The organism is Bacteriovorax sp. BAL6_X (genome assembly GCF_000443995.1).
Lineage (GTDB): Bacteria > Bdellovibrionota > Bacteriovoracia > Bacteriovoracales > Bacteriovoracaceae > Halobacteriovorax_A.
In genome coordinates this window covers 1-19,704 of the sequence record NZ_AUMC01000003.1, presented here as the reverse complement: position 1 = coordinate 19,704, position 19,704 = coordinate 1, and the positions used below count along the sequence as shown (strand labels likewise).

The 19,704-nt window shown below is 37.0% G+C and carries 33 protein-coding genes; all 33 read right to left on the bottom strand.

Features of this window, described 5'->3' with window-relative positions:
* Entirely contained in the window at positions 1–1,452 is a 1,452-nt protein-coding gene (locus M902_RS00255) for an acetyl/propionyl/methylcrotonyl-CoA carboxylase subunit alpha (RefSeq protein ID WP_021266037.1), read from the bottom strand.
* Entirely contained in the window at positions 1,449–3,023 is a 1,575-nt protein-coding gene (locus M902_RS00250) for an acyl-CoA carboxylase subunit beta (protein ID WP_021266137.1), read from the bottom strand. Before M902_RS00250 ends, M902_RS00255 begins: the two co-directional genes overlap by 4 nt.
* 197 nt (positions 3,024–3,220) lie before the next feature.
* Positions 3,221–4,792 (bottom strand): sigma-54-dependent Fis family transcriptional regulator, encoded by a 1,572-nt coding sequence (locus M902_RS00245; RefSeq protein ID WP_021266469.1) that lies wholly within the window; start codon positions 4,790–4,792, stop codon positions 3,221–3,223.
* Between the two features lie 138 nt (positions 4,793–4,930).
* Positions 4,931–5,488: a redoxin family protein gene (locus tag M902_RS00240; RefSeq protein ID WP_040313634.1), complete on the bottom strand. Its 558-nt coding sequence runs from the start codon at positions 5,486–5,488 to the stop codon at positions 4,931–4,933.
* Positions 5,489–5,569: 81 nt separating this feature from the next.
* Entirely contained in the window at positions 5,570–5,926 is a 357-nt protein-coding gene (gene rplQ, locus M902_RS00235) for a 50S ribosomal protein L17 (RefSeq protein WP_021266273.1), read from the bottom strand.
* 26 nt (positions 5,927–5,952) lie between these two features.
* Entirely contained in the window at positions 5,953–6,963 is a 1,011-nt protein-coding gene (locus M902_RS00230) for a DNA-directed RNA polymerase subunit alpha (protein WP_021266373.1), read from the bottom strand.
* 29 nt (positions 6,964–6,992) lie between these two features.
* Positions 6,993–7,379, bottom strand: a complete 387-nt coding sequence (rpsK, locus tag M902_RS00225) for a 30S ribosomal protein S11 (RefSeq protein WP_021266246.1) — start codon at positions 7,377–7,379, stop codon at positions 6,993–6,995.
* A gap of 16 nt (positions 7,380–7,395) precedes the next feature.
* Positions 7,396–7,779 (bottom strand): 30S ribosomal protein S13, encoded by a 384-nt coding sequence (gene rpsM, locus M902_RS00220; protein ID WP_021265934.1) that lies wholly within the window; start codon positions 7,777–7,779, stop codon positions 7,396–7,398.
* A gap of 21 nt (positions 7,780–7,800) precedes the next feature.
* On the bottom strand, positions 7,801–7,914 hold the full coding sequence (rpmJ, locus tag M902_RS16265; protein ID WP_021266475.1) for a 50S ribosomal protein L36: 114 nt from the start codon (positions 7,912–7,914) through the stop codon (positions 7,801–7,803).
* A 21-nt stretch (positions 7,915–7,935) separates the two neighbouring features.
* Positions 7,936–8,160: a translation initiation factor IF-1 gene (gene infA / locus M902_RS00215; protein ID WP_021266177.1), complete on the bottom strand. Its 225-nt coding sequence runs from the start codon at positions 8,158–8,160 to the stop codon at positions 7,936–7,938.
* 74 nt (positions 8,161–8,234) lie between these two features.
* On the bottom strand, positions 8,235–8,870 hold the full coding sequence (locus M902_RS00210) for an adenylate kinase (protein WP_021266372.1): 636 nt from the start codon (positions 8,868–8,870) through the stop codon (positions 8,235–8,237).
* A 3-nt stretch (positions 8,871–8,873) separates the two neighbouring features.
* Entirely contained in the window at positions 8,874–10,187 is a 1,314-nt protein-coding gene (gene secY, locus M902_RS00205; protein ID WP_021265832.1) for a preprotein translocase subunit SecY, read from the bottom strand.
* A 16-nt stretch (positions 10,188–10,203) separates the two neighbouring features.
* Positions 10,204–10,659: a 50S ribosomal protein L15 gene (rplO, locus tag M902_RS00200; RefSeq protein WP_021265817.1), complete on the bottom strand. Its 456-nt coding sequence runs from the start codon at positions 10,657–10,659 to the stop codon at positions 10,204–10,206.
* A 27-nt stretch (positions 10,660–10,686) separates the two neighbouring features.
* The gene (gene rpmD / locus M902_RS00195) at positions 10,687–10,869 is read right to left on the bottom strand and encodes a 50S ribosomal protein L30 (protein WP_021266070.1); all 183 of its coding nucleotides are present in this window, start codon (positions 10,867–10,869) and stop codon (positions 10,687–10,689) included.
* A gap of 11 nt (positions 10,870–10,880) precedes the next feature.
* Entirely contained in the window at positions 10,881–11,369 is a 489-nt protein-coding gene (gene rpsE / locus M902_RS00190; RefSeq protein WP_040313879.1) for a 30S ribosomal protein S5, read from the bottom strand.
* 111 nt (positions 11,370–11,480) lie between these two features.
* Positions 11,481–11,858 carry a 50S ribosomal protein L18 gene (gene rplR, locus M902_RS00185; RefSeq protein WP_021266175.1) on the bottom strand — a complete coding sequence of 126 codons (378 nt, stop codon included), beginning with the start codon at positions 11,856–11,858 and terminating at the stop codon, positions 11,481–11,483.
* Positions 11,859–11,912: 54 nt separating this feature from the next.
* A complete protein-coding gene (gene rplF, locus M902_RS00180; protein WP_021265706.1) occupies positions 11,913–12,449 on the bottom strand; it encodes a 50S ribosomal protein L6 in 537 nt (178 codons plus the stop codon).
* 13 nt (positions 12,450–12,462) lie between these two features.
* Positions 12,463–12,843 carry a 30S ribosomal protein S8 gene (gene rpsH, locus M902_RS00175; RefSeq protein WP_040313878.1) on the bottom strand — a complete coding sequence of 127 codons (381 nt, stop codon included), beginning with the start codon at positions 12,841–12,843 and terminating at the stop codon, positions 12,463–12,465.
* A gap of 22 nt (positions 12,844–12,865) precedes the next feature.
* Positions 12,866–13,171, bottom strand: coding sequence for a 30S ribosomal protein S14 (gene rpsN, locus M902_RS00170; RefSeq protein WP_021266310.1), 306 nt, complete (start codon positions 13,169–13,171; stop codon positions 12,866–12,868).
* Positions 13,172–13,185: 14 nt separating this feature from the next.
* Positions 13,186–13,725, bottom strand: coding sequence for a 50S ribosomal protein L5 (gene rplE / locus M902_RS00165; RefSeq protein WP_021266103.1), 540 nt, complete (start codon positions 13,723–13,725; stop codon positions 13,186–13,188).
* A 14-nt stretch (positions 13,726–13,739) separates the two neighbouring features.
* The gene (gene rplX, locus M902_RS00160; RefSeq protein WP_021265798.1) at positions 13,740–14,051 is read right to left on the bottom strand and encodes a 50S ribosomal protein L24; all 312 of its coding nucleotides are present in this window, start codon (positions 14,049–14,051) and stop codon (positions 13,740–13,742) included.
* Positions 14,052–14,073: 22 nt separating this feature from the next.
* The gene (gene rplN, locus M902_RS00155; RefSeq protein ID WP_021265914.1) at positions 14,074–14,442 is read right to left on the bottom strand and encodes a 50S ribosomal protein L14; all 369 of its coding nucleotides are present in this window, start codon (positions 14,440–14,442) and stop codon (positions 14,074–14,076) included.
* Between the two features lie 30 nt (positions 14,443–14,472).
* Positions 14,473–14,721, bottom strand: coding sequence for a 30S ribosomal protein S17 (gene rpsQ, locus M902_RS00150; RefSeq protein WP_021266428.1), 249 nt, complete (start codon positions 14,719–14,721; stop codon positions 14,473–14,475).
* A 2-nt stretch (positions 14,722–14,723) separates the two neighbouring features.
* Entirely contained in the window at positions 14,724–14,921 is a 198-nt protein-coding gene (gene rpmC, locus M902_RS00145; RefSeq protein ID WP_021266478.1) for a 50S ribosomal protein L29, read from the bottom strand.
* A gap of 17 nt (positions 14,922–14,938) precedes the next feature.
* A complete protein-coding gene (rplP, locus tag M902_RS00140) occupies positions 14,939–15,358 on the bottom strand; it encodes a 50S ribosomal protein L16 (RefSeq protein WP_021266311.1) in 420 nt (139 codons plus the stop codon).
* 39 nt (positions 15,359–15,397) lie between these two features.
* Entirely contained in the window at positions 15,398–16,027 is a 630-nt protein-coding gene (gene rpsC / locus M902_RS00135; RefSeq protein ID WP_021265986.1) for a 30S ribosomal protein S3, read from the bottom strand.
* Positions 16,028–16,035: 8 nt separating this feature from the next.
* Positions 16,036–16,371, bottom strand: coding sequence for a 50S ribosomal protein L22 (gene rplV, locus M902_RS00130; RefSeq protein ID WP_021266204.1), 336 nt, complete (start codon positions 16,369–16,371; stop codon positions 16,036–16,038).
* A 31-nt stretch (positions 16,372–16,402) separates the two neighbouring features.
* The gene (gene rpsS / locus M902_RS00125; RefSeq protein ID WP_021266332.1) at positions 16,403–16,687 is read right to left on the bottom strand and encodes a 30S ribosomal protein S19; all 285 of its coding nucleotides are present in this window, start codon (positions 16,685–16,687) and stop codon (positions 16,403–16,405) included.
* Positions 16,688–16,699: 12 nt separating this feature from the next.
* Entirely contained in the window at positions 16,700–17,524 is an 825-nt protein-coding gene (rplB, locus tag M902_RS00120; RefSeq protein ID WP_021266159.1) for a 50S ribosomal protein L2, read from the bottom strand.
* Between the two features lie 19 nt (positions 17,525–17,543).
* Positions 17,544–17,834: a 50S ribosomal protein L23 gene (gene rplW, locus M902_RS00115; protein WP_021266483.1), complete on the bottom strand. Its 291-nt coding sequence runs from the start codon at positions 17,832–17,834 to the stop codon at positions 17,544–17,546.
* Positions 17,835–17,837: 3 nt separating this feature from the next.
* Entirely contained in the window at positions 17,838–18,455 is a 618-nt protein-coding gene (rplD, locus tag M902_RS00110; protein WP_021266357.1) for a 50S ribosomal protein L4, read from the bottom strand.
* Between the two features lie 21 nt (positions 18,456–18,476).
* Positions 18,477–19,151, bottom strand: coding sequence for a 50S ribosomal protein L3 (rplC, locus tag M902_RS00105; protein ID WP_021265983.1), 675 nt, complete (start codon positions 19,149–19,151; stop codon positions 18,477–18,479).
* Between the two features lie 72 nt (positions 19,152–19,223).
* Entirely contained in the window at positions 19,224–19,532 is a 309-nt protein-coding gene (gene rpsJ, locus M902_RS00100) for a 30S ribosomal protein S10 (protein ID WP_021265868.1), read from the bottom strand.
* Positions 19,533–19,704 lie beyond the last annotated feature (172 nt).

The window sequence follows — 19,704 nt, the reverse complement described above, 5'->3', positions numbered from 1 at the left end:
TTAGATACCCATCCTACGTGCTTCAGAACCAGCAATGATCGTATAAAGTTTAATATGATCTAGGTCTGTCTTCACGTTGTTCTGAGGTGCTATTTCACCAATATAAGCTGTTGAGTAGTGACCTTCAACAAAGTTCTTCTCTGTCATAATTTCTTTTAGCAGAGGAAGGTTTGTCTTAAGTCCTTCAATGAATAATCCATCAAGAGCTGCATTCATTTTTCTAACAGCAACATCACGAACAATTCCCTTACAAACTAACTTTCCAACCATTGGGTCGAAATCAGGTGTTACCTCAAGTCCTTTGTATAGACAGTGATCAAAACGTGTTCCTTGTGGGAAGTTTGTTTCAAAACCTGTAACAAGACCTGGAGCTGGAAGCATTGTAATTGGATCTTCGGCACAAATACGACACTCAATTGCATGTCCTGACCTTCTGATGAATTCTTGAGAAGGAATACCTAACTCATCACCAAAAGCAGCTTGGATCATACAAACAATAAGATCCATTCCTGTGATTTCTTCAGTGATTGGGTGTTCAACTTGAATACGTGTATTCATTTCTAGGAAGTAAAATTGCTTATCTTCACCCATGATGAATTCAACTGTTCCTGCTGAGTCATAGTTTACTGCCTTAGCAAGCTTAACTGCCGTTTCACAAACACTTTGACGAAGTTCTTCATCAGTTCCAATAAATGGAGATGGTGCTTCTTCAATAATCTTCTGGTGTCTTCTTTGTACCGAACACTCTCTTTCAAAAAAGTGGAAAGTATTACCTTTCTTATCTGCAAGAATCTGAACTTCAATGTGACGAGGGTTAACAATTAGTTTCTCAACTAAAAGATCTCCGTTATTGAAAGCTGCCATAGACTCACGTCCTACGGCTTCAAACTGAGCACGTACTTCAGCTTCATCTTTACATGCACGCATACCACGTCCACCACCACCGGCAACAGCTTTTAGTAGAACTGGATAACCAATTCTACTTGCAATCTCAACCGCTTCATCAACAGTTGGAACAGCGTGATCTGTACCTGGAACAGTAGGAACACCAGCATCATTTGCTAGCTTCTTAGATGTTGCCTTATCACCCATAACTCTAATGGCCTCAACGTGTGGACCAATAAAAGTAATACCTGCATCAGATAGAGCATTTGCAAAATCTCTATTTTCAGAAAGAAAACCGTAACCTGGGTGTACACCATCGGCTTTTACTTCTTTTGCAAGAGCTACAAGCTTTTCAACATTAAGGTATGTCTCAGCGTTTGTATTTCCTGGAAGGTATACCCATTCATCACAAAATTGTAAGTGAGTCCCTTGTGGTTCATTATCTGTGTAAATACCAATCGCAGTATGCCCAAGCTCACGACAAGCTTTTGCAACACGTGAAGCAATTTCTCCACGGTTAGCAATTAGTACTCTTCTTTCCATGTTCTTTGGCTGTCTGATCATCATAATTGAATATTCCCGTGTTTACGTTTTGGACGGTCAACGTTCTTATCTTTAAGAACTACTAGGTATTCATATAGACGCTTTCTTGTTTCTTCAGGAAGAATAACAGCATCAATATATCCTCTTTCAGCTGCAACATATGGATTAGCAAAGTTATTCTCATAATTTGCAACTAGCTCAGCTTTCTTCTTATCATAAGCTTCACCTTCAAGGCCTTGAAGTTCTTTTCTAAATACAATATTAACTGCACCTTCTGCTCCCATAACTGCAATTTCACCAGTTGGATAAGCAAGGTTTACGTCTGAACGAATGTGCTTAGATGCCATAACGTCATAAGCTCCACCGTAAGACTTTCTTGTAATTAAAGTAATTAGAGGAACTGTCGCTTCTGCGTATGCATATAGAAGTTTAGATCCGTGCTTAATGATCCCACCGTACTCTTGAACTGTACCTGGTAAGAAACCTGGAACGTCTACAAGTGAAACAATAGGAATATCAAAAGCATCACAGAATCTGATGAAACGAGCAGCCTTACAAGATGAATCGATATCAAGAACACCAGCTAGAACTTCTGGTTGATTTGCTACGATACCAATTTTAATTCCACCAATTGATGCGAAACCAACGATGATATTTCTTGCATAATCTTTATGTACTTCTAAGAAGTGCCCATCATCAACGATATCAAGAATTACTTCTTTCATATCGTATGGCTTCTTAGGGTTACCTGGTACAACTTCTTTTAGTTTAGAGTTATCTCTATAAACTGGATCCGAAGTATATTTAGGCGCTTGCTTTTTAAAGTTAGAAGCCGGGATATAGCTCATTAACTCTCTTACTCTTTCAAATGTTTCGTCTTCGTCTTTACACTTAAACTGACATACACCTGACTTTTCTGAGTGAGCTGTTGCACCACCAAGGTCTTCTTTTGTTACTTCTTCATGAGTTACAGTCTTGATAACATCTGGACCCGTAACAAACATGTATGATGACTTATCAACCATGAAGATAAAGTCAGTTACAGCTGGAGAATAAACAGCTCCACCTGCTGAAGGACCCATGATTAATGAGATCTGAGGAATTACACCTGAAGCCTTTACGTTTCTGTAGAAAATTTCAGCGTATCCACCAAGTGCATCAACACCTTCTTGAATACGAGCTCCACCTGAATCTTGAATACCAATTACAGGAATTCTGTTATCAAGTGCGAAGTCCATAATCTTACAGATCTTTCTTGCATGAGCTTCACCAAGTGCTCCACCCCAACAAGTAAAGTCTTGAGAGTAAACCGCAATTTTCTGTCCGTTAATTTCTGCGATACCTGTAACAACACCATCTCCGTAAAACTTCTTATTTTCCATTCCGAAGTTCACACAACGATGTGTAACAAACTTATCAAACTCTATGAAAGTACCCGGATCAACAAGTCTTTCAATTCTTTCTCTTGCAGTATACTTACCTTGCTCATGTTGCTTAGCGATTCTCGCTTCACCACCACCAAGCTCGGCCTGCATTCTTCTGTCTACTAAAAGAGCTCTTTTTTGCTCTAATATATTTTCACTGGTTGTTGACATACATCCCCTCCACCAATTTCTCTTTCGAGATTCTATGTAATTAATTGTCCGAGCATATTACACCCTTAAAAGACAATTTGCCCATTCACGTTGCGTTATTTTCGAGGGGTTAAGTATTTGAAATTATGGAAATATAAATAAAAAGGCCCTCGAAGAGGGCCTAAAAGTGTCTATCTTTTTATTTTGATGTGATTTATCTATTCATTACCTGCTTTCGCACGCTTATCTAGTCCATACTTATCAACTTTCATAATAAGGCTGGCCCTAGACATCCCAAGTTCTTTAGCAAGTTTTGACTTGTTGAAGTTACATCTCTTAAGACCTTCACGAATCATAATAATCTCTAATTCCATTAGTGCATCCTTAAGCTTTCCTGATGTATTAACACCTCTAGTTGACTCAACTGGAGCTGCACCATGATCAAGGATTTGAGGGCTTAAGTTATCTGGAGTAATTGATTTATCATCACCAGCAAGAACTACAAGTCTCTCAACTTCGTTTTCAAGTTGACGTACGTTACCTGGCCAAGGATAGTCTAGCATTTTCTCCATACACTTCTTAGAATATGATTTCATTGGCATACCCGACTCATCACATTTCTTTTTAAGAAAGTGCTCCATTAATACAGGAATATCCTCTTTTCTATCTCTTAGAGGTGGAAGGTTTACGTTTAGAACATTAATTCTATAGTAAAGATCTTCTCTAAACTCACCTTTTGCCATCATTGTTTTAAGGTCTTTATTTGTCGCCGCAATAATACGAACATCTGTTCTTCTAGGTGAATCTGCACCTACTGGAAGGTAAGTACCTTCTTGAAGAACACGCAGAAGTTTTACCTGCATTGAAAGTGAAGTATCCCCAATTTCATCAAGAAATAGTGTTCCACCATTTGCAAGTTCAAATAAACCAGATTTCTCTTTATGTGCTCCTGTAAATGATCCTTTAACGTGACCAAATAATTCTGAATCAAGAAGGTTTTCGTTGAATGCAGAACAGTTCACAGCCAAGAACTGAGAGTCTTTACGTGGAGAAGCAAAGTGCACTGCCTTAGCAACAAGTTCCTTACCAGTACCGTTTTCACCTTGAATAAGAACTGATGATTCACTCGTAGAAATACGTTCTAGTAGCGAGTAAATCCTTTGCATTTGCTTAGATTTACCAATCATATTGTGATAGCGAAATTTCTCACCTAGCTCTGAATTAAGCATATGAATTCTTTCTTCACGCTTAGATATTTCATGATGAAATGTTGAAATTTCACCGGCCACTAGTTCAACTAATTCTTTTAAATATTCAATTTCTCTCGGGAATAATCTTCTTGTCTCATTTACACATTCTTGTGCTGCTTCTGGAGAAGCACCATGCTCAACTAGTGCTGTTACAAGATCTTTTTCTTCAGCTTCTGTAAATGTACTTTTTAAGAATGGAAAAGCAAATACGGTTCCGTGGTACTCACCTTCAATTTCAATCTTAGTACCCATCATTTTAACACCTGGGAAATATGAATCAAAGATCATCACAACTTCACCTGATTGGCTTAGTTCATCACTAAATCGTTCTACATCGGCCGTTACAAAATCATAACCGTGTGGAAGTGACATTTGAGTCTCAAAGAAAAGGTTTTTAAAATTATAATCCTTATCTGTATGTGAACTTCTAATCTTAAAATGATTATCAGCATAGAAAACTTCTACACCAAACCACTTATGAATTACTTCTTCGAGCTTAGAAATAACATGAAGTCCTTTTAATTCATTCCAGTTGATCATTTTTATTCTCCGATGTTTAATTCTTTGGCACAAAAAATGATAGGCCAAAGCAAAGTCTGTAAAACTTTTCGGCAGAATTTAATAAAACTTAACTATGAATGATAAAAAAATAGACGAATTCAAAGAAATATTATTAATTTACTTTACGCCTAAGTAGCTAAGAACACGTATGAAATATGAATCCATTTTCCAATCTTGTGGACCTTTAAACATAATTCTATGCTCTAGTTTAGAATTGAAGACAAAAGTCTCCGGAACCTTTACAACACCTAACTTACTCATAGAGATACCTGCTTGATCATGTATCACAAGTGAATTAGATGGTAAGTTATTGAATCTTTTTAGAAATTTTTTAATCTTCATGTCATCATCTTTAACGGCCATGAAAACAACTTTTACGTTTTTCTCTTCCAACTTGCGCGCAAATTCAACAAATTCTGGAAATTCGGCTTCACAAGGAGCGCACCAAGTTCCCCAGAAATGAACAACTAAACCATTAGAGTTTCGTGCTAAGTCCTGAAGCTCAACTTCGGAGTTGTCAGCAAAATTATCAAGTTTAACACTAGGTAGTGATTTGAGAATATAATCACGACTTTCATCCACATAAGAGTCTACTTTACTCTTATGGTAAATAGAATATCCCAGCGTAATAGCAACAATAATAAAAATAATAGAAACTTTAGATGATGTACTCATAGATATATTGGAAAAGTTTAAATAAAAAAACCCATCATACGTTAATATGATGGGCTTATACTATCTCATTCGAATTAAAAATTAATCAACAAATGCAATGTATGCCATTTTTGAATTGTCACCAACTCTGTTCTCAGAAAGTCTCATGATTCTAGTGTAACCACCATTTCTTTCTTTGAATTTAGGCCCAAGCTCAGTAAATAGCTTGTTTACAGCATTCTTATCATTAAGTTTTTTGAATGCAAGTCTTCTATTAGCAACAGTATCATTTTTTGAAAGAGTTACTAATTTTTCAACAACTGGCTTGATTGCTTTAGCTCTTGTAAGAGTAGTTTTAATCATACCATGATCGATAACTTCAGAAGCAAGGTTTTTAACCATTGCAACTCTATGTGAAGGACTTACACCTAGTTTATACTTATGTTTTTGATGTCTCATATCTCTACCTCAACTTATAACAACTTTTATTCTTCTTTTAGATCTTGCATGATGCTATCAACTTTCATTCCTAGACCTAGTCCCATTTGAGAAAGTACTTCTTTAATCTCATTTAGTGACTTACGTCCAAAGTTCTTAGTTCTTAGCATCTCACCTTCAGTCTTAGAAACTAGCTCATAGATATACTTAATATCTGCGTTCTGCAAGCAGTTTGCAGATCTTACAGACAGCTCAAGCTCAGAAACAGGCTTTAAAAGAGCTGCATTAGCAGTATTTTGTTGTTTCTTAGGCTTAGTTTCCATTCTTGTGATTTCTTCTTCATCTTCGAAGCTAAGGAATACAGCAAGTTGGTCTCTTAGGATCTTCGCAGAATAAGCTACTGCATCCGAAGGTTCAACACCTGCGTTAGTCCAAACTTCAAGAGTAAGTTTATCAAAATCAGTTCTCTTACCAACACGTGAATTTGTAACTGTATAGTTAACACGTGCAACAGGTGAGAAGAGAGAATCAAGATAAATCCAACCGATAGGAAGATCAAAAGACTCTTTATTATCAAGAGCTGTTACGTATCCTTTACCTCTAGCAACAAGTAGTTCCATTTTAATAGATCCACCAGTTGATAGGTTACAGATAGCGTGCTCTGGATTTAAAACTTCAACATTTGCAGACTCAGAAATGTCACCAGCAGTAACAACACCCTCTACAGATTTCTCAAGAGTAAGAGTCACTTGCTCTTTATCTTTAATCTTAAAGTGAACTTCTTTAAGGTTAAGAATAATCTCAGAAACTTCTTCTTTTACGTTGTTGATTGTACCAAACTCATGCTCAACACCATCAATTCTGATTGCAACAATAGCTGCACCCTGAAGTGAAGACAGAAGTACACGACGTAAAGAGTTTCCAAGAGTTTGTCCATAACCTCTTTCTAGTGGCTTAGCAACGAACTTACCATAAGTATTAGTTAGCTTATCGTTATCCATTTCCAAAGCTACTGGTCTTATCATTCCTGTCCAATTTTTTGCTGTAAATGTTTCCACAGACAACTCCTTAATATAAATCTATAAAATTATACTCTTCTTCTTTTCGGTGCACGACATCCATTATGTGGAATTGGTGACCTATCAGCAACAGAAGTGATTTTAAGGCCTGCAGCGATGAATGCTCTAACAGCATTTTCTCTACCTGCACCCGGACCTTTAACTCTAACTTCAACAGTAGATAGTCCGTGCTCCATAGCCTTTTTAGCTGCTTCCATAGAAGCCATCTGTGCCGCGAATGGAGTCGATTTCTTAGACCCTCTGAATCCTAATTGACCAGCAGATGCCCATGAAATAGCGTTACCGTTCATGTCAGTAAACGTAACGATTGTATTATTGAAAGAGCATTGAATATGTGCAATACCTCTCGAAATATTCTTTTTAACTTTTTTCTTTGAAGCTGTTTTCTTAACCATCATTAACTCCTAACAATTACTTCATTGACTTAATAGACTTCTTACCTGCGATTGCAACAGCTGGTCCCTTACGAGTACGAGCATTTGTAGAAGTTCTTTGACCTCTTACAGGAAGACCTTTTCTATGTCTGATCCCTCTGTAACAACCTAAGTCTTTTAGTCGTTTAATGTTAAGACCAACTTCTCTACGTAAGTCACCTTCAACAGTGTACTCACTTTCAAGAAGAAGTCTGATTTCGTTTGCTTCTTCTTCAGTTAGTTCGTTTGAATTTTTGTTTAAATCGATGTTTGTTTTTTCTAATACTTCCTTAGCAACCTTCGGTCCTACACCGTAAATTGATTGCAGGGCAATTTTCATTACCTTATTTCTAGGAATATCAACACCAAGAATTCTCGCCATAGCTACACTCCTTTCCTATGATTAACCTTGTCTTTGCTTGTGCTTAGGTTGCTTACATACAACTCTAAGTACGCCTCTTCTTTTAATAACTTTACAATCTTTGCACATCGGCTTTACAGATGCTCTAACTTTCATAACAACCTCGTAAATTCTACACTAGCGTTTTTTACTTCTATATGTAATTCGGCCCTTCGTTAAGTCATACTTGCTAATCTCAACAAGTACTTTATCTCCAGGTAAAATTTTAATAAAGTGCATTCTCATTTTTCCACTAATGTGGGCAATAACAGAATGTCCATTCGGTAATTTAACCTTAAATTTTGTGTTTGGTAAAAGTTCAGTAACTTCACCTTCAACTTCAATCGTTTCCTGATTACTCATATATTAAAAACCTAAAGTAATTGCTTATATATGACTCAGGGCCATATTGCAAGGCGAATTACTTATATATTAAATTATTTAACTACTTTTTTTATTTCTTCAAAAATCTCATCAAGCCCGTTAGTTGCATCAACTCTAACAAGTCGTCCTTGAGCTTCATAGTACTCAAGAACAGGCTCAATATTATCTGTAAAGACCTTCATTCTTGTTCTTACAGTGTCTTCATTGTCATCCTTACGATGCACAAGGTCTTCACCTGAAACATCACATTTACCTTCAACCTTAGGTGGCTTTGTTTTCAGATTGTAAATCTCTCCACTTCCAGGAGCCACACGTCTGTTAACAATTCTATCAACTAAAGTATCAAGCGCAATATCAAAGTAAATCGCTTTAGATTTAACACCACCAAGTAGCGCACTATCTAAATCCTTTGCTTGAACTAAGTTTCTTGGATAACCATCAAAAATATATGTCGACTTCTCTACTGCACAGTTTGCCTTGAGAAGATCTAGTACTAACTCGTCACTTACTAGTTCACCAGAATCCATAACGGCCTTGATTTTACGACCAAGATCTGAACCCTTTGCGACTTCAGCTCTTAGTAAGTCACCAGTAGAAACATGTTTGTAGCCAAGCTCAGAAACGATATTCTTAGCTTGAGTACCTTTTCCCGATCCAGGAGCTCCAATTAAAATTAGTTGTGGTGCCATGGACTAGAACCTTCTATTGTTACCGTTATATTTGCCTTTAGACTTGTACGACATTTCATACTTATCAGCAAACATAAACGATTGAACATTCATCATAACTCTAACTGATACAGAAACTAAAATTAGCATCGATGTACCACCAAATCTAGTTTGAGCACCTGTAATTAACGAAGGAACAATACAAACTACAATTAAGAATAGAGCACCAAAGAATGATAAACGATTCAACAATGTATCTAAATACTCTTTAGTTTTATCACCCGGTCTAATACCTGGAATAAAAGCATTATTTTTCTGTAACATCTCTGTGATCTTCTTTGTTTTAAATTGGATCGGTGCATAAAAATATGTCATATACACAATAAGAGTTGCAAATAGAATATTAAATAATAATTGTCCTGGAGCTAAACTTTGTTGAATTGTATCAAAGTATGGCTTAAAAGCACTATCTGCAGGTACAAATGTAGCAAAAGTTGCAGGAGCTGCTAATAAAGAAGATGCTAAGATTGGAGGCATAACTCCACCTGTATCAACTCTCATTGGAAGAGTTTGATTACCACCATAAACTCTATTATTAACAACACGCTTTGCATATTGAACCGGAACAGCTCTAAACGCTCTTTCAATAAATGCAACAACAAAAAATGCAACAATAATAACGGCCACAAAAGTAAGAAGTTCTAAACCTCCCATTTCACCGTTTCTAAATAGTGTAATTTTTTGAATAACCTCTGACGGCAGCTCTACGGCAATACCAGCAAAGATAATCAGAGAAACACCATTCTCTAAACCAAATTCAGTAATTCTCTCACCAAGCCAAAGAAGGAACATTGTACCTGCCGCTAGAGTGATCATAGTTACAATTCTAAAAAGCATACCTGGCTCAGGGATAACTCTTGCTCCACCTGGTGAAACAAATGTTTCAAATACAGCGGCCATCGAGTAACCTTGTATGCAACAGAGAATTACTGTTGCATACCTAGTCCACTTTTGAATTTTTTTGCTACCTTCTGAGTCTTCTTGTAGCTCTTGGATTTGAGGGATAACCTCTCCCAAAAGAGAAAAGATAATTGAAGTAGTGATATACGGCATAATCCCCAGTGCTAAAACCGAGAAACGTTTGAAGGCACCACCACTGAAAGTGTTGATTAGGTCAAAAAGACTTCCTCCACCGGCTTCCGCAAAATAAGAAGAGATTGCCTGCGCATCAACTCCTGGAACAGGAATTTGCGCAACCAATCTATATACTACCAATAATAAAAAAGTAAAAAAGACTTTTTTCTTAAGCTCTTCAAGTTTTCCTTGAGCGTTTGACATCAGACGATCCTTTTATCTATTTTGTTGCTATTTTTCCACCAGCTTTCTCGATTGCCTCTTGAGCACCCTTAGAAAACTTTTCAATATTAACAAAATTTAACGATTTTGAAAGCTCTCCGTTAGCAAGAATTTTCACTGGACGTCTTTTGTCTGCACCCTTAAGGATACCTTTCTCAATAAGAGCTTCTTTTGTAACGTCTCCGTTATCAAATTTAGCTTCAAGTGTAGATAGAGAAACCTCAGCATACACAGTTTTAAATGGTGCGTTAGAGAAACCTCTTTTTGGAAGACGCATGTAAAGTGGCATAGCTCCACCTTCGAAACCAGTTCTTACACCGCCACCAGCACGAGCCTTTTGACCCTTGTGCCCTTTACCAGCTTGAGTACCTTGACCTGAACCTTGTCCACGACCAATTCTCTTAATATTCTTATGTGCACCTTTTGGACTTTTTAAGTTATTTAAAGTTAACATATTTACCTCTTAATCAACTAATTCTGCTTATTCTTGAATGTCTAAAAGGTGAATTACCTTTTTGATCATTCCTCTAACAGCAGAAGTGTTTTCTAAAGTTTTTGAAGTTCCAGTTTTTCTTAGACCAAGTCCTCTTACTGTAGCTTTCTGCTTTTCAGTACATTTAATAGTACTTTTCTTTAATGTTACTGTAATTGTTTTCGCTGTCATATCAACCTCAATTAACCTTTAATTCTTAAGCCTTTAGCTTCTTTTCCACGTACTTTAGCTACTTCTTCTACTGATCTTAGTTGTTTAAGAGCGTCAAAAGTTGCTTTAACGATGTTATGTGGGTTGTTACCTCTAAGAGACTTAGTAAGTACGTCTTTAACACCTGCAAGTTCTAGGATTGAACGACATGCACCAGCAGCCTTAACCCCTGTACCTTCCGCAGCAGGCTTAAATAGAATCTTACCAGCATCAAATTCACCAAGTACTGTGTGAGGAATAGTTCCTGCATCAACTGGTACAGAGATCATGCTTTTTTGAGCAGCTTGTGTAGCTTTTCTGATTGCTTCAGGTACTTCTTTAGCTTTACCAAGTCCATAACCTACACGACCATTTTTATCACCAACGATCATTAGTGCACTAAAAGAAAATCTTCTACCACCCTTCATAACCTTAGCAACTCTATTTACAGCAACAACTCTTTCTTCTAATTCAACATCCATAGAGTTTGCTTGACGCTTTTTCGCTGGAGCTTTTTTAGAAGCTTGTCTTTTCTTTGGTTCTGCTTTTACTGTTTTTTCAACGCTTTTATTTTCTTCAGTCATCACTTACTCCTAAATTTGAATTCCATTTTCTCTAGCAGCTTCAACAACAGCCTTGATTACACCATGGTATCTAAGTCCGTTTCTGTCGAATACAGCAGTTGAAATATTGTTAGACTTTAGGTTTTCAGCAAGTTTTGTCCCAACTAGCGTTGCACCAGCAACATTGCTTTTTCCTTCAACAGCATTTTTACCATAAGTTTGAACACTAAAAAGTGTCTTATTAGCAACATCGTCAATTACTTGAACAGTGATGTGCTTGTTTGTGCGGTTAACTGATAGACGAGGTCTCTCAGCAGTTCCGTTAACTTTCTTACGGATAGCAAGTTTTCTTCTAATTTTTCTAGCTGTACTTGCTTTACCAGCTTTACCATAAGGCTTTCTAATCATTTTTAACTCCTCACCCTAGGCCCTCACTGCGGGCCATTCTCAGGCTACTATTTATTACTTACCGCCAGATTTACCAGCTTTTCTTACGATTGTCTCTTCAGCGTATTTAACACCTTTACCTTTGTATGGTTCAGGTGGTCTGAATGAACGGATCTTTGCAGCAGCAAATCCAACTAGTTCTTTGTTCGAACCAGTAAGTTCGATTTCTTTACCAGCAACTTTAGCTGCTACACCTTCAGGAAGAACATAGTCAATCGGGTGAGAATAACCAAGGTTAAGAGTTAGTGTATTCCCACTAACAGCTGCCTTATAACCAACACCGTTGAACTCTAGCTTTCTAACAAATCCATCAGTAACACCAGTTACCATATTGAAAACGATTTGTCTTGCTGTTCCCCACATTGCACGAGACTTTTTAGACTCATCAACTGGATTTACTTTAATCTCATTACCTTCTTGTGCAAAAGTCACTCTATCATTGAAAGTGTACTCTAGCTCACCTTTAGGTCCTTTAACTGATACATTTGTACCATTTATTGTAACCTGAACTTTCTCAGGAACTACTACCGGGTTTTTTCCTACACGTGACATTACTCGCTCCCTACTACCAAATATTACAGATTACTTCACCACCAACTTTAGTCGCTCTCGCTTCTCTATCAGAAATAATTCCTTTAGAAGTTGATAGGATTGAAGTACCAAGACCACTAATAACTCTAGAGATGTCCTTATAACCACGGTACTGTCTAAGACCTGGTTTAGATACTCTCTCAAGACCTACGATAGCGTCGTCTTTAAGTAATACTTTGATTCTAATATCTGATTGGCTCTTTGCAATAATTTTGAATGAACGAATATAACCTTCGTCTTTCATAACTTTACAAACACCTGCTTTCATTTTTGAAGCTGGAAATTCCACTCTATCGTGTCCAGCATTAATTGCATTTCTAATTCTTGTTAACATATCTGCAATAGGATCAGTCATCATAATTTCGTCTCCTCAACCATTACCAGCTTGACTTAGTTACACCAGGGATCATTCCTCTAAGTGCTAACTCTCTAAATTGAATTCTTGATAGTCTGAACTTTCTGTAGAAAGCACGTGGACGCCCAGTTAATTCACATCTATTTCTAACTCTAATTGCAGCTGAATTTCTTGGTAGCTTCTGTAGCTTAATCATCGCTTCAAATCTTTCTTCATCAGATAGATTCTCGTTGATAATAGCAGCTTTAAGTTCTTTTCTTAAAGTACCGTATTTTTCAGCAAGCTTAGCTCTTTTCTTGTTACTTTCAATTTTCGCTTTTCTAGCCATTACATTATCCTCAATTACTTGTTAAAAGGCATACCAAAAAGGTTTAGTAGTTCTCTACCTTCTTCGTTGTTTCCAGCAGTAGTTACGATTGAGATTCCTAGACCTCTTACTTTATCAATTTGATCGTAAGAAATTTCAGGGAAAATAATCTGCTCTTTTAAACCTAAAGTATAGTTACCTTTTCCATCAAATCCTTTAGAAGAAACACCTCTAAAGTCACGAACTCTTGGAAGAGTGATGTTAACAAGTCTATCAAGGAATTCGTACATTCTATCACCACGAAGAGTAACATTAGCACCTAAGGCCATACCTTCTCTTACCTTGAAACCAGCAACAGATTTTCTAGCTTTAGCTACAACTGGCTTTTGACCAGTAATAGTACCAAGATCGTTAACAATCGACTGAACAACTTTAGAGTTAGTTACTGCGTCTCTTGTACAACAGTTAACTACTATCTTTTCTAGCTTAGGAATTTGGTTAACATTCTTATAACCAAACTTCTCAGTCATTTTATTTTTAATTTCGTCATTATATAGTTTTCTGAATCTGCTCATTTTTGCCTCTATCCTTAACTCAGTACTGATCCACAAGACACAGCGACTCTAACCTTCTTACCATCTTTTTCTTCAATCCTTACTCTTGTAGCCTTTTTTGTTTTTGGGCTAACAACAGCAACATTTGAGATGTTAAGAGGTGCTTCGATGTCTACGATACCACCAGCTGGGTTCTCTTGAGTTGGTTTAATTGCTTTTTTTACTAGATTAACACCACCAACATAAACAACTTTGGTCTTGAAGTTAATTTTCTTAACTTCACCAGTTTTGCCTCTGTCTTTACCTGTTAAAACTACAACATTATCATTAACTTTTAGCTTTTGCATAACTTCCTCACTGAACCTTTGATTAAAGAACTTCTGGCGCTAAAGAACAGATCTTCGTAAAGCTCTTGTTTCTTAACTCTCTCGCAACAGGACCAAAAATACGTGTCCCTACTGGTTCATTGTTATTATTTAGTATTACAACGCTGTTCTTATCAAATCTGATGTATGAACCATCGTCTCTTCTAATAGGGTATTTTGTTCTAACGATAACCGCTTTTTTAACATCACCCTTTTTAATTTTTCCACCTGGTAGTGCTTGCTGAACTGCTACAACAATAATGTCACCAAGATTCGCGTTCATTCTTTTTGAACCACCAAGAACCTTGATACACTTTACTTCTTTAGCTCCAGAGTTATCAGCAACTTCTAACTTAGTTTGCATTTGGATCATTACTAACTCCTAAAATAGGCTTATCAAGCCCTACTTATTTACCTTTAACAGTTCCCACTTTTTGAGTTTTGAATAAGGTTTACTTTCAATAATTGTTACATTGTCACCTAGATTCGCTTCTAAACTTACGTTATGAGCGTGGTACTTTTTAGTTTTTGTAACGAATTTGCTGTAAACAGGGTGCTTGAAACGTCTAGCAACATTCACAACAACTGTGTTTTCATTCTTTACAGAAACAACTACACCATCTAGCTTTCTCTTAAACGTATTTGTACTCATGGTTACTCACCTTTAGCATTTTTTGCTGTTAATAATTTAGCAATATTCTTTTTTGCAAGTTTTAGCTCATGAGGCTTCTCGATTCCACTTGTCGTTTTTGACATGTTGATATCAAAGATAGCTCTTCTCATTTCAACTACTTTTGCATCAATTTCTTTACCGCTTAAACCGCTTATATCTTTGTACTCTAACTTTTGCATAACTTCCTCTTAACGATTTAAAGTTCCTGCTGCTCTCTAGAAATAATTCTAGTCTTTACAGGTAGTTTATACATTGCAAGCTTAAGTGCTTGTTTACTTAGCTCAGGATCGATGTGCTTGATTTCAAACATTACTCTTCCTGGTTTTACTACTGCAACCCAAGAATCTGGAGAACCTTTACCTTTCCCCATACGAACTTCAGCCGGCTTCTTAGTAAGGACCTTATCTGGGAAGATTTTGATCCAAACATTACCACCTCTTTTGATCTTTCTTGTCATTGCAATACGGGCAGCTTCAATTTGACGGTTAGTTATATACCCACATGATAGGGCTTGTATAGCAAATTCACCGAACGTGATAGTATTTCCACGGTTCGCCTTACCCTTCATTCTTCCTTTCTGCTGCTTACGCCACTTTACTTTCTTTGGACTTAACATATTTACCTCAATAAAATAAATTCACTAATGAATTTCCGACTACTTATAGATCTCACCTTTGTAAACCCAAACTTTTACACCGATAACACCGTATGTAGTGTGAGCTTCAGCAGTATTGTAATCAATGTCTGCTCTAAGAGTATGTAGTGGAACTTTTCTTTCTGTATAACCTTCAGCTCTTGCCATCTCAGCTCCGCCAAGACGTCCTGCTGTTCTAACACGGATACCTTTAACACCAGCTCTGAATGCTGACTGCATAACTTTCTTCATTGCTCTTCTGAAAGCTACACGTTTTTCAAGCTGACCTGCAATGTTTTCCGCAATTAACTTAGCTTCTGCATCTGGTCTCTTAACTTCTGCGATATTGAAGATTAGTGTACCTTTAGTTAGTTTCTTAAGGTCGTTTCTAATTTTCTCAATTCCTGCACCTTTTTTACCAATAGCAACACCTGGCTTAGCTGTATAAACAGTAACCTTAACCTGGTTTGAAGTTCTTGATAATTCGATATTAGCTACAGAAGCATTTTTCATGTTCTTTTCAATATAGTTTCTAATCGCTAGATCTTCGTGAAGAGTCTCACCGTATTCTCTATCGTTAGCAAACCAGTTTGAATGCCATGACTTAATATAACCTAATCTAAAACCGTATGGATGTACTTTTTGTCCCATAATTTATCCTATGCTTCTTTTAGTTCTACTGTTATGTGACTAGTTCTTTTTCTAATTCTGAACGCACGACCTTGAGCTCTTGGCTGAATACGTTTTAAAGTTGGACCTTCGTCAGCTTTAATCGTACCGATAACTAGGTTATCTAAGTCATACTTTTCAGAATCAGCTGCGATAGCTAATCCACTATTAATTAATTTTGTTAAAACAAGTGCAATTTCTTTCTTCTCTTGGAAGCGTAAGATTCTAAGCGCCTCAGAAGCTTTCTTCTTTCTGATTAGATCGCAAACCTGTCTTACTTTTCTTGGTGCGATACCAACTCTACTGTTTCTAACTGTAATGGCCATCTGACCTTCTCCTTATTCAACTCTAACTTAACTATCTTTTCTTAGCTTTTTTATCTGCACCGTGACCAAAGTATGTTCTAGTTAGTGCAAATTCACCTAATTTATGTCCAATCATATTATCAGTTACATAAACCGGTATGAATTTCTTACCGTTGTGAACGGCAAAAGTAAGTCCGATGAACTCAGGAACAATTGTCGATCTTCTAGACCATGTCTTGATCACTTTGTTACCTTTGTTACCTTCTTCTTGCATTTGTAGAGCTTTTTTCATTAAGCTAATATCAACAAATGGACCTTTTTTTAATGAACGGGCCATATTAATCTCCTACTACTTTCTTCTCTTAACGATGAACTTATCAGTTCTCTTATTAGTTCTTGTCTTGTAACCCTTAGCTGGTGTTCCCCATGGTGAAACTGGATGACGTCCACCTGAAGTTCTACCTTCACCACCACCGTGTGGGTGATCAACTGGGTTCATAGCAACACCACGAACAGTTGGTCTAAAACCAAGCTTTCTTTTACGACCAGCTTTACCAATGTTACGTTTCTCATGATCAAGATTACCAACCTGACCAATTGTAGCTACACAACTAACTTCAACTTTTCTAAGTTCACCTGATGGCATTCTAAGAAGTGCGAATTTACCCTCTTTTGCCATAATTTGAACGTAAGAACCTGCAGAACGTGCTAGCTGACCACCAGCTCCAGGATACATTTCAACATTGTGTACAAGAGTACCTACTGGAATGTCCTTAAGCTTCTTAGCATTTCCTACTTTAATATCTGCATCTGCAGACGCGATTACCTTATCTCCAACCTTTAGACCAAGAGGAGCTAAAATGTAGCTTTTCTCACCATCTAGGTATGCGATAAGTGCAATATTACAAGTTCTGTTTGGATCATAAGAGATCGCTTGAACAGTTGCAGGGATATCTGTTTTATTTCTTTTGAAATCGATAATTCTGTATCTTCTCTTAACACCGCCACCTCTGTGTCTAACAGTGATGCGACCAGCGTTATTTCTACCTGCAAAATTTTTCTTAACAGCTGTAAGGCCTTTAACTGGCTTTACACCTTTTGTTAACTCATCACTATTTACGACTTGCATCTTTCTTAGTGAAGGAGTTGTTGGTTTAAATCTTTTAATACCCATAATTTCCTCAGCTAACTAGTTAAACACCTTTAAAAAATTCAATCTTTTGACCTTCCGCTAATTGAACGAAAGCTTTCTTGAATTTACTAGTCTTTTTAACACCCTTACCAGCTCTTTTAACTTTACCTGGAGTAATGTTTGTCTTTACATTTAAAACTTTCACATCATATAGAGCTTCAACTGCATTCTTAATTTGATGCTTGTTTGCCTTAAGATCTACAACGAAACCAAAACGGTTTTCGTTATCTGTAGCAACAGAAGTCTTTTCAGTGATAAGTGGTTTCTTTAATACATTTTCTAACGTCGCCATAATCTACACCAACTTACTTAATAGGGTTTCTAATGCACTCTTTTCGATAACTAGGTTTTCAAATTTTACTGCTTCGTATACAGAGAAACCTTCTACGGCCATCCCTTTACCCCACTGTAAGTTCTTCACTGCTCTAAGAGCTGGTGAGTTTTTATCAGCAGTTACTACTAAAGCAGGAAGTAAACCCTTACCATTTAATAGAGCGTACATATCTTTAGTTTTTCCAGTTGATTCAATTGTATCTACTACTGTCAACTTTCCAGCTTGGAGTTTGTCAGCAAGTACAGATTGAATTGCAACCTTTGCCATTTTCTTGTTAACTTTTTGAACATAGCTTCTAGGGCTTGGACCGTGAACAGTTCCCCCGCCTACCATAAGAGACGATCTAATTGAACCTTGTCTAGCTCTACCTGTACCTTTTTGCTTAAAAGGCTTAGCTCCACCACCGCTAACATCTGAACGACCTTTAACACAAGCATTACCTTGTCTTCTTCCCGCTAGAGTAGCCTTAACAACTTGGTGTACAGCCGCTACGTTAATATCTTCAGCAGTAAGACTTACGTTTGTAGTAAGCTTTCCTGCTTCTTCTAATTTTGCATTTAATACTGTTACATCACTCATAACTATTACCTCAGTCTACTATTACTTCTTAAGTGCTTTTGCGATTCTTACAAAACCATTTTTTGAACCAGGAACTGATCCCTTAAGTAGCATGTATCCTTTATCTTGATTAACTTCAACAACCTTGATGTTTTGGATTGTTTTTGTGTCACAACCCATGTGACCAGGCATTCTTTTGTTCTTCCAAACTTTACCAGGAGTAGCTCTGTTACCGATCGAACCACCACGTCTGTGGAATTTCGAACCGTGAGTAGCAGGTCCACCTTTGAAGTTGTGACGCTTCATCTGACCTTGGAAACCTTTACCTTTAGATGTTCCTGTTACATCAACATATGTAGAAGCTTCAAATGACTCTAGAGATAGATCTTTACCTAAGTTAGCAGCATCAACGCCTTCTGTTCTAACTTCTGCAAATTTTACAAAGTTATTTTCAACGTTAGCAGCTTTTAGGTGACCTTGAGTTGGCTTATTAACAAGCTTCTCTCTTTTTTCGTAGTAACCTACTTGGTAAGCTTCGTAACCGTCTTTGTCTAAAGTTTTAACTTGTGTAACTTTGTTAGGGATTAGTTTGATAACTGTTACTGGAACGTGGTTCCCAGCTTCATCAAAGATTCTTGTCATACCAGCTTTTACACCATAGATAGTGTTAAGCGATACAGTAGCAGTAGTCTCAACTGCTTGAGTTTCTTCTGTCATTTTGCCTCCACAGCATCACTCTTCTCCAAGAGATGCATGCATGGTTAATAATAAAAATTTTTTTCGTTTATACTAGTACTTGATCTCTACGTCAACACCAGCTGATAGATCTAACTTCATTAGGCTATCAACAGTTTGCTGAGTTGGATCTACAATATCAATTAGTCTTTTGTGTGTTCTCATTTCGAACTGCTCACGAGATTTTTTATCTTTGTGAGGCCCTCTAAGAACTGTAAACTTGTTAATTTCAGTTGGTAATGGGATTGGACCCGCTACTCTTGCGCCTGTCTCTTTAGCTGTTTGTACGATCTCATCAACTGAGCTATCTAGAAGCTTGTGATCATATGCGCGTAATTTAATTCTTAACTTAGAAGCTTTCATACTCATCCTATTATCAATTTTAAAAGTTGAACCTGACTTTTACTGTTTTTTTGGGCCTATTGTCAAATTATTTTTACGCTAGGCCATATATTTTTTACGCGTCAATTTAATGTATTGAGCACAAAAAGGGGTGATTGATAAATCACCCCCAAAATTTAAGCAAAAATTTAGT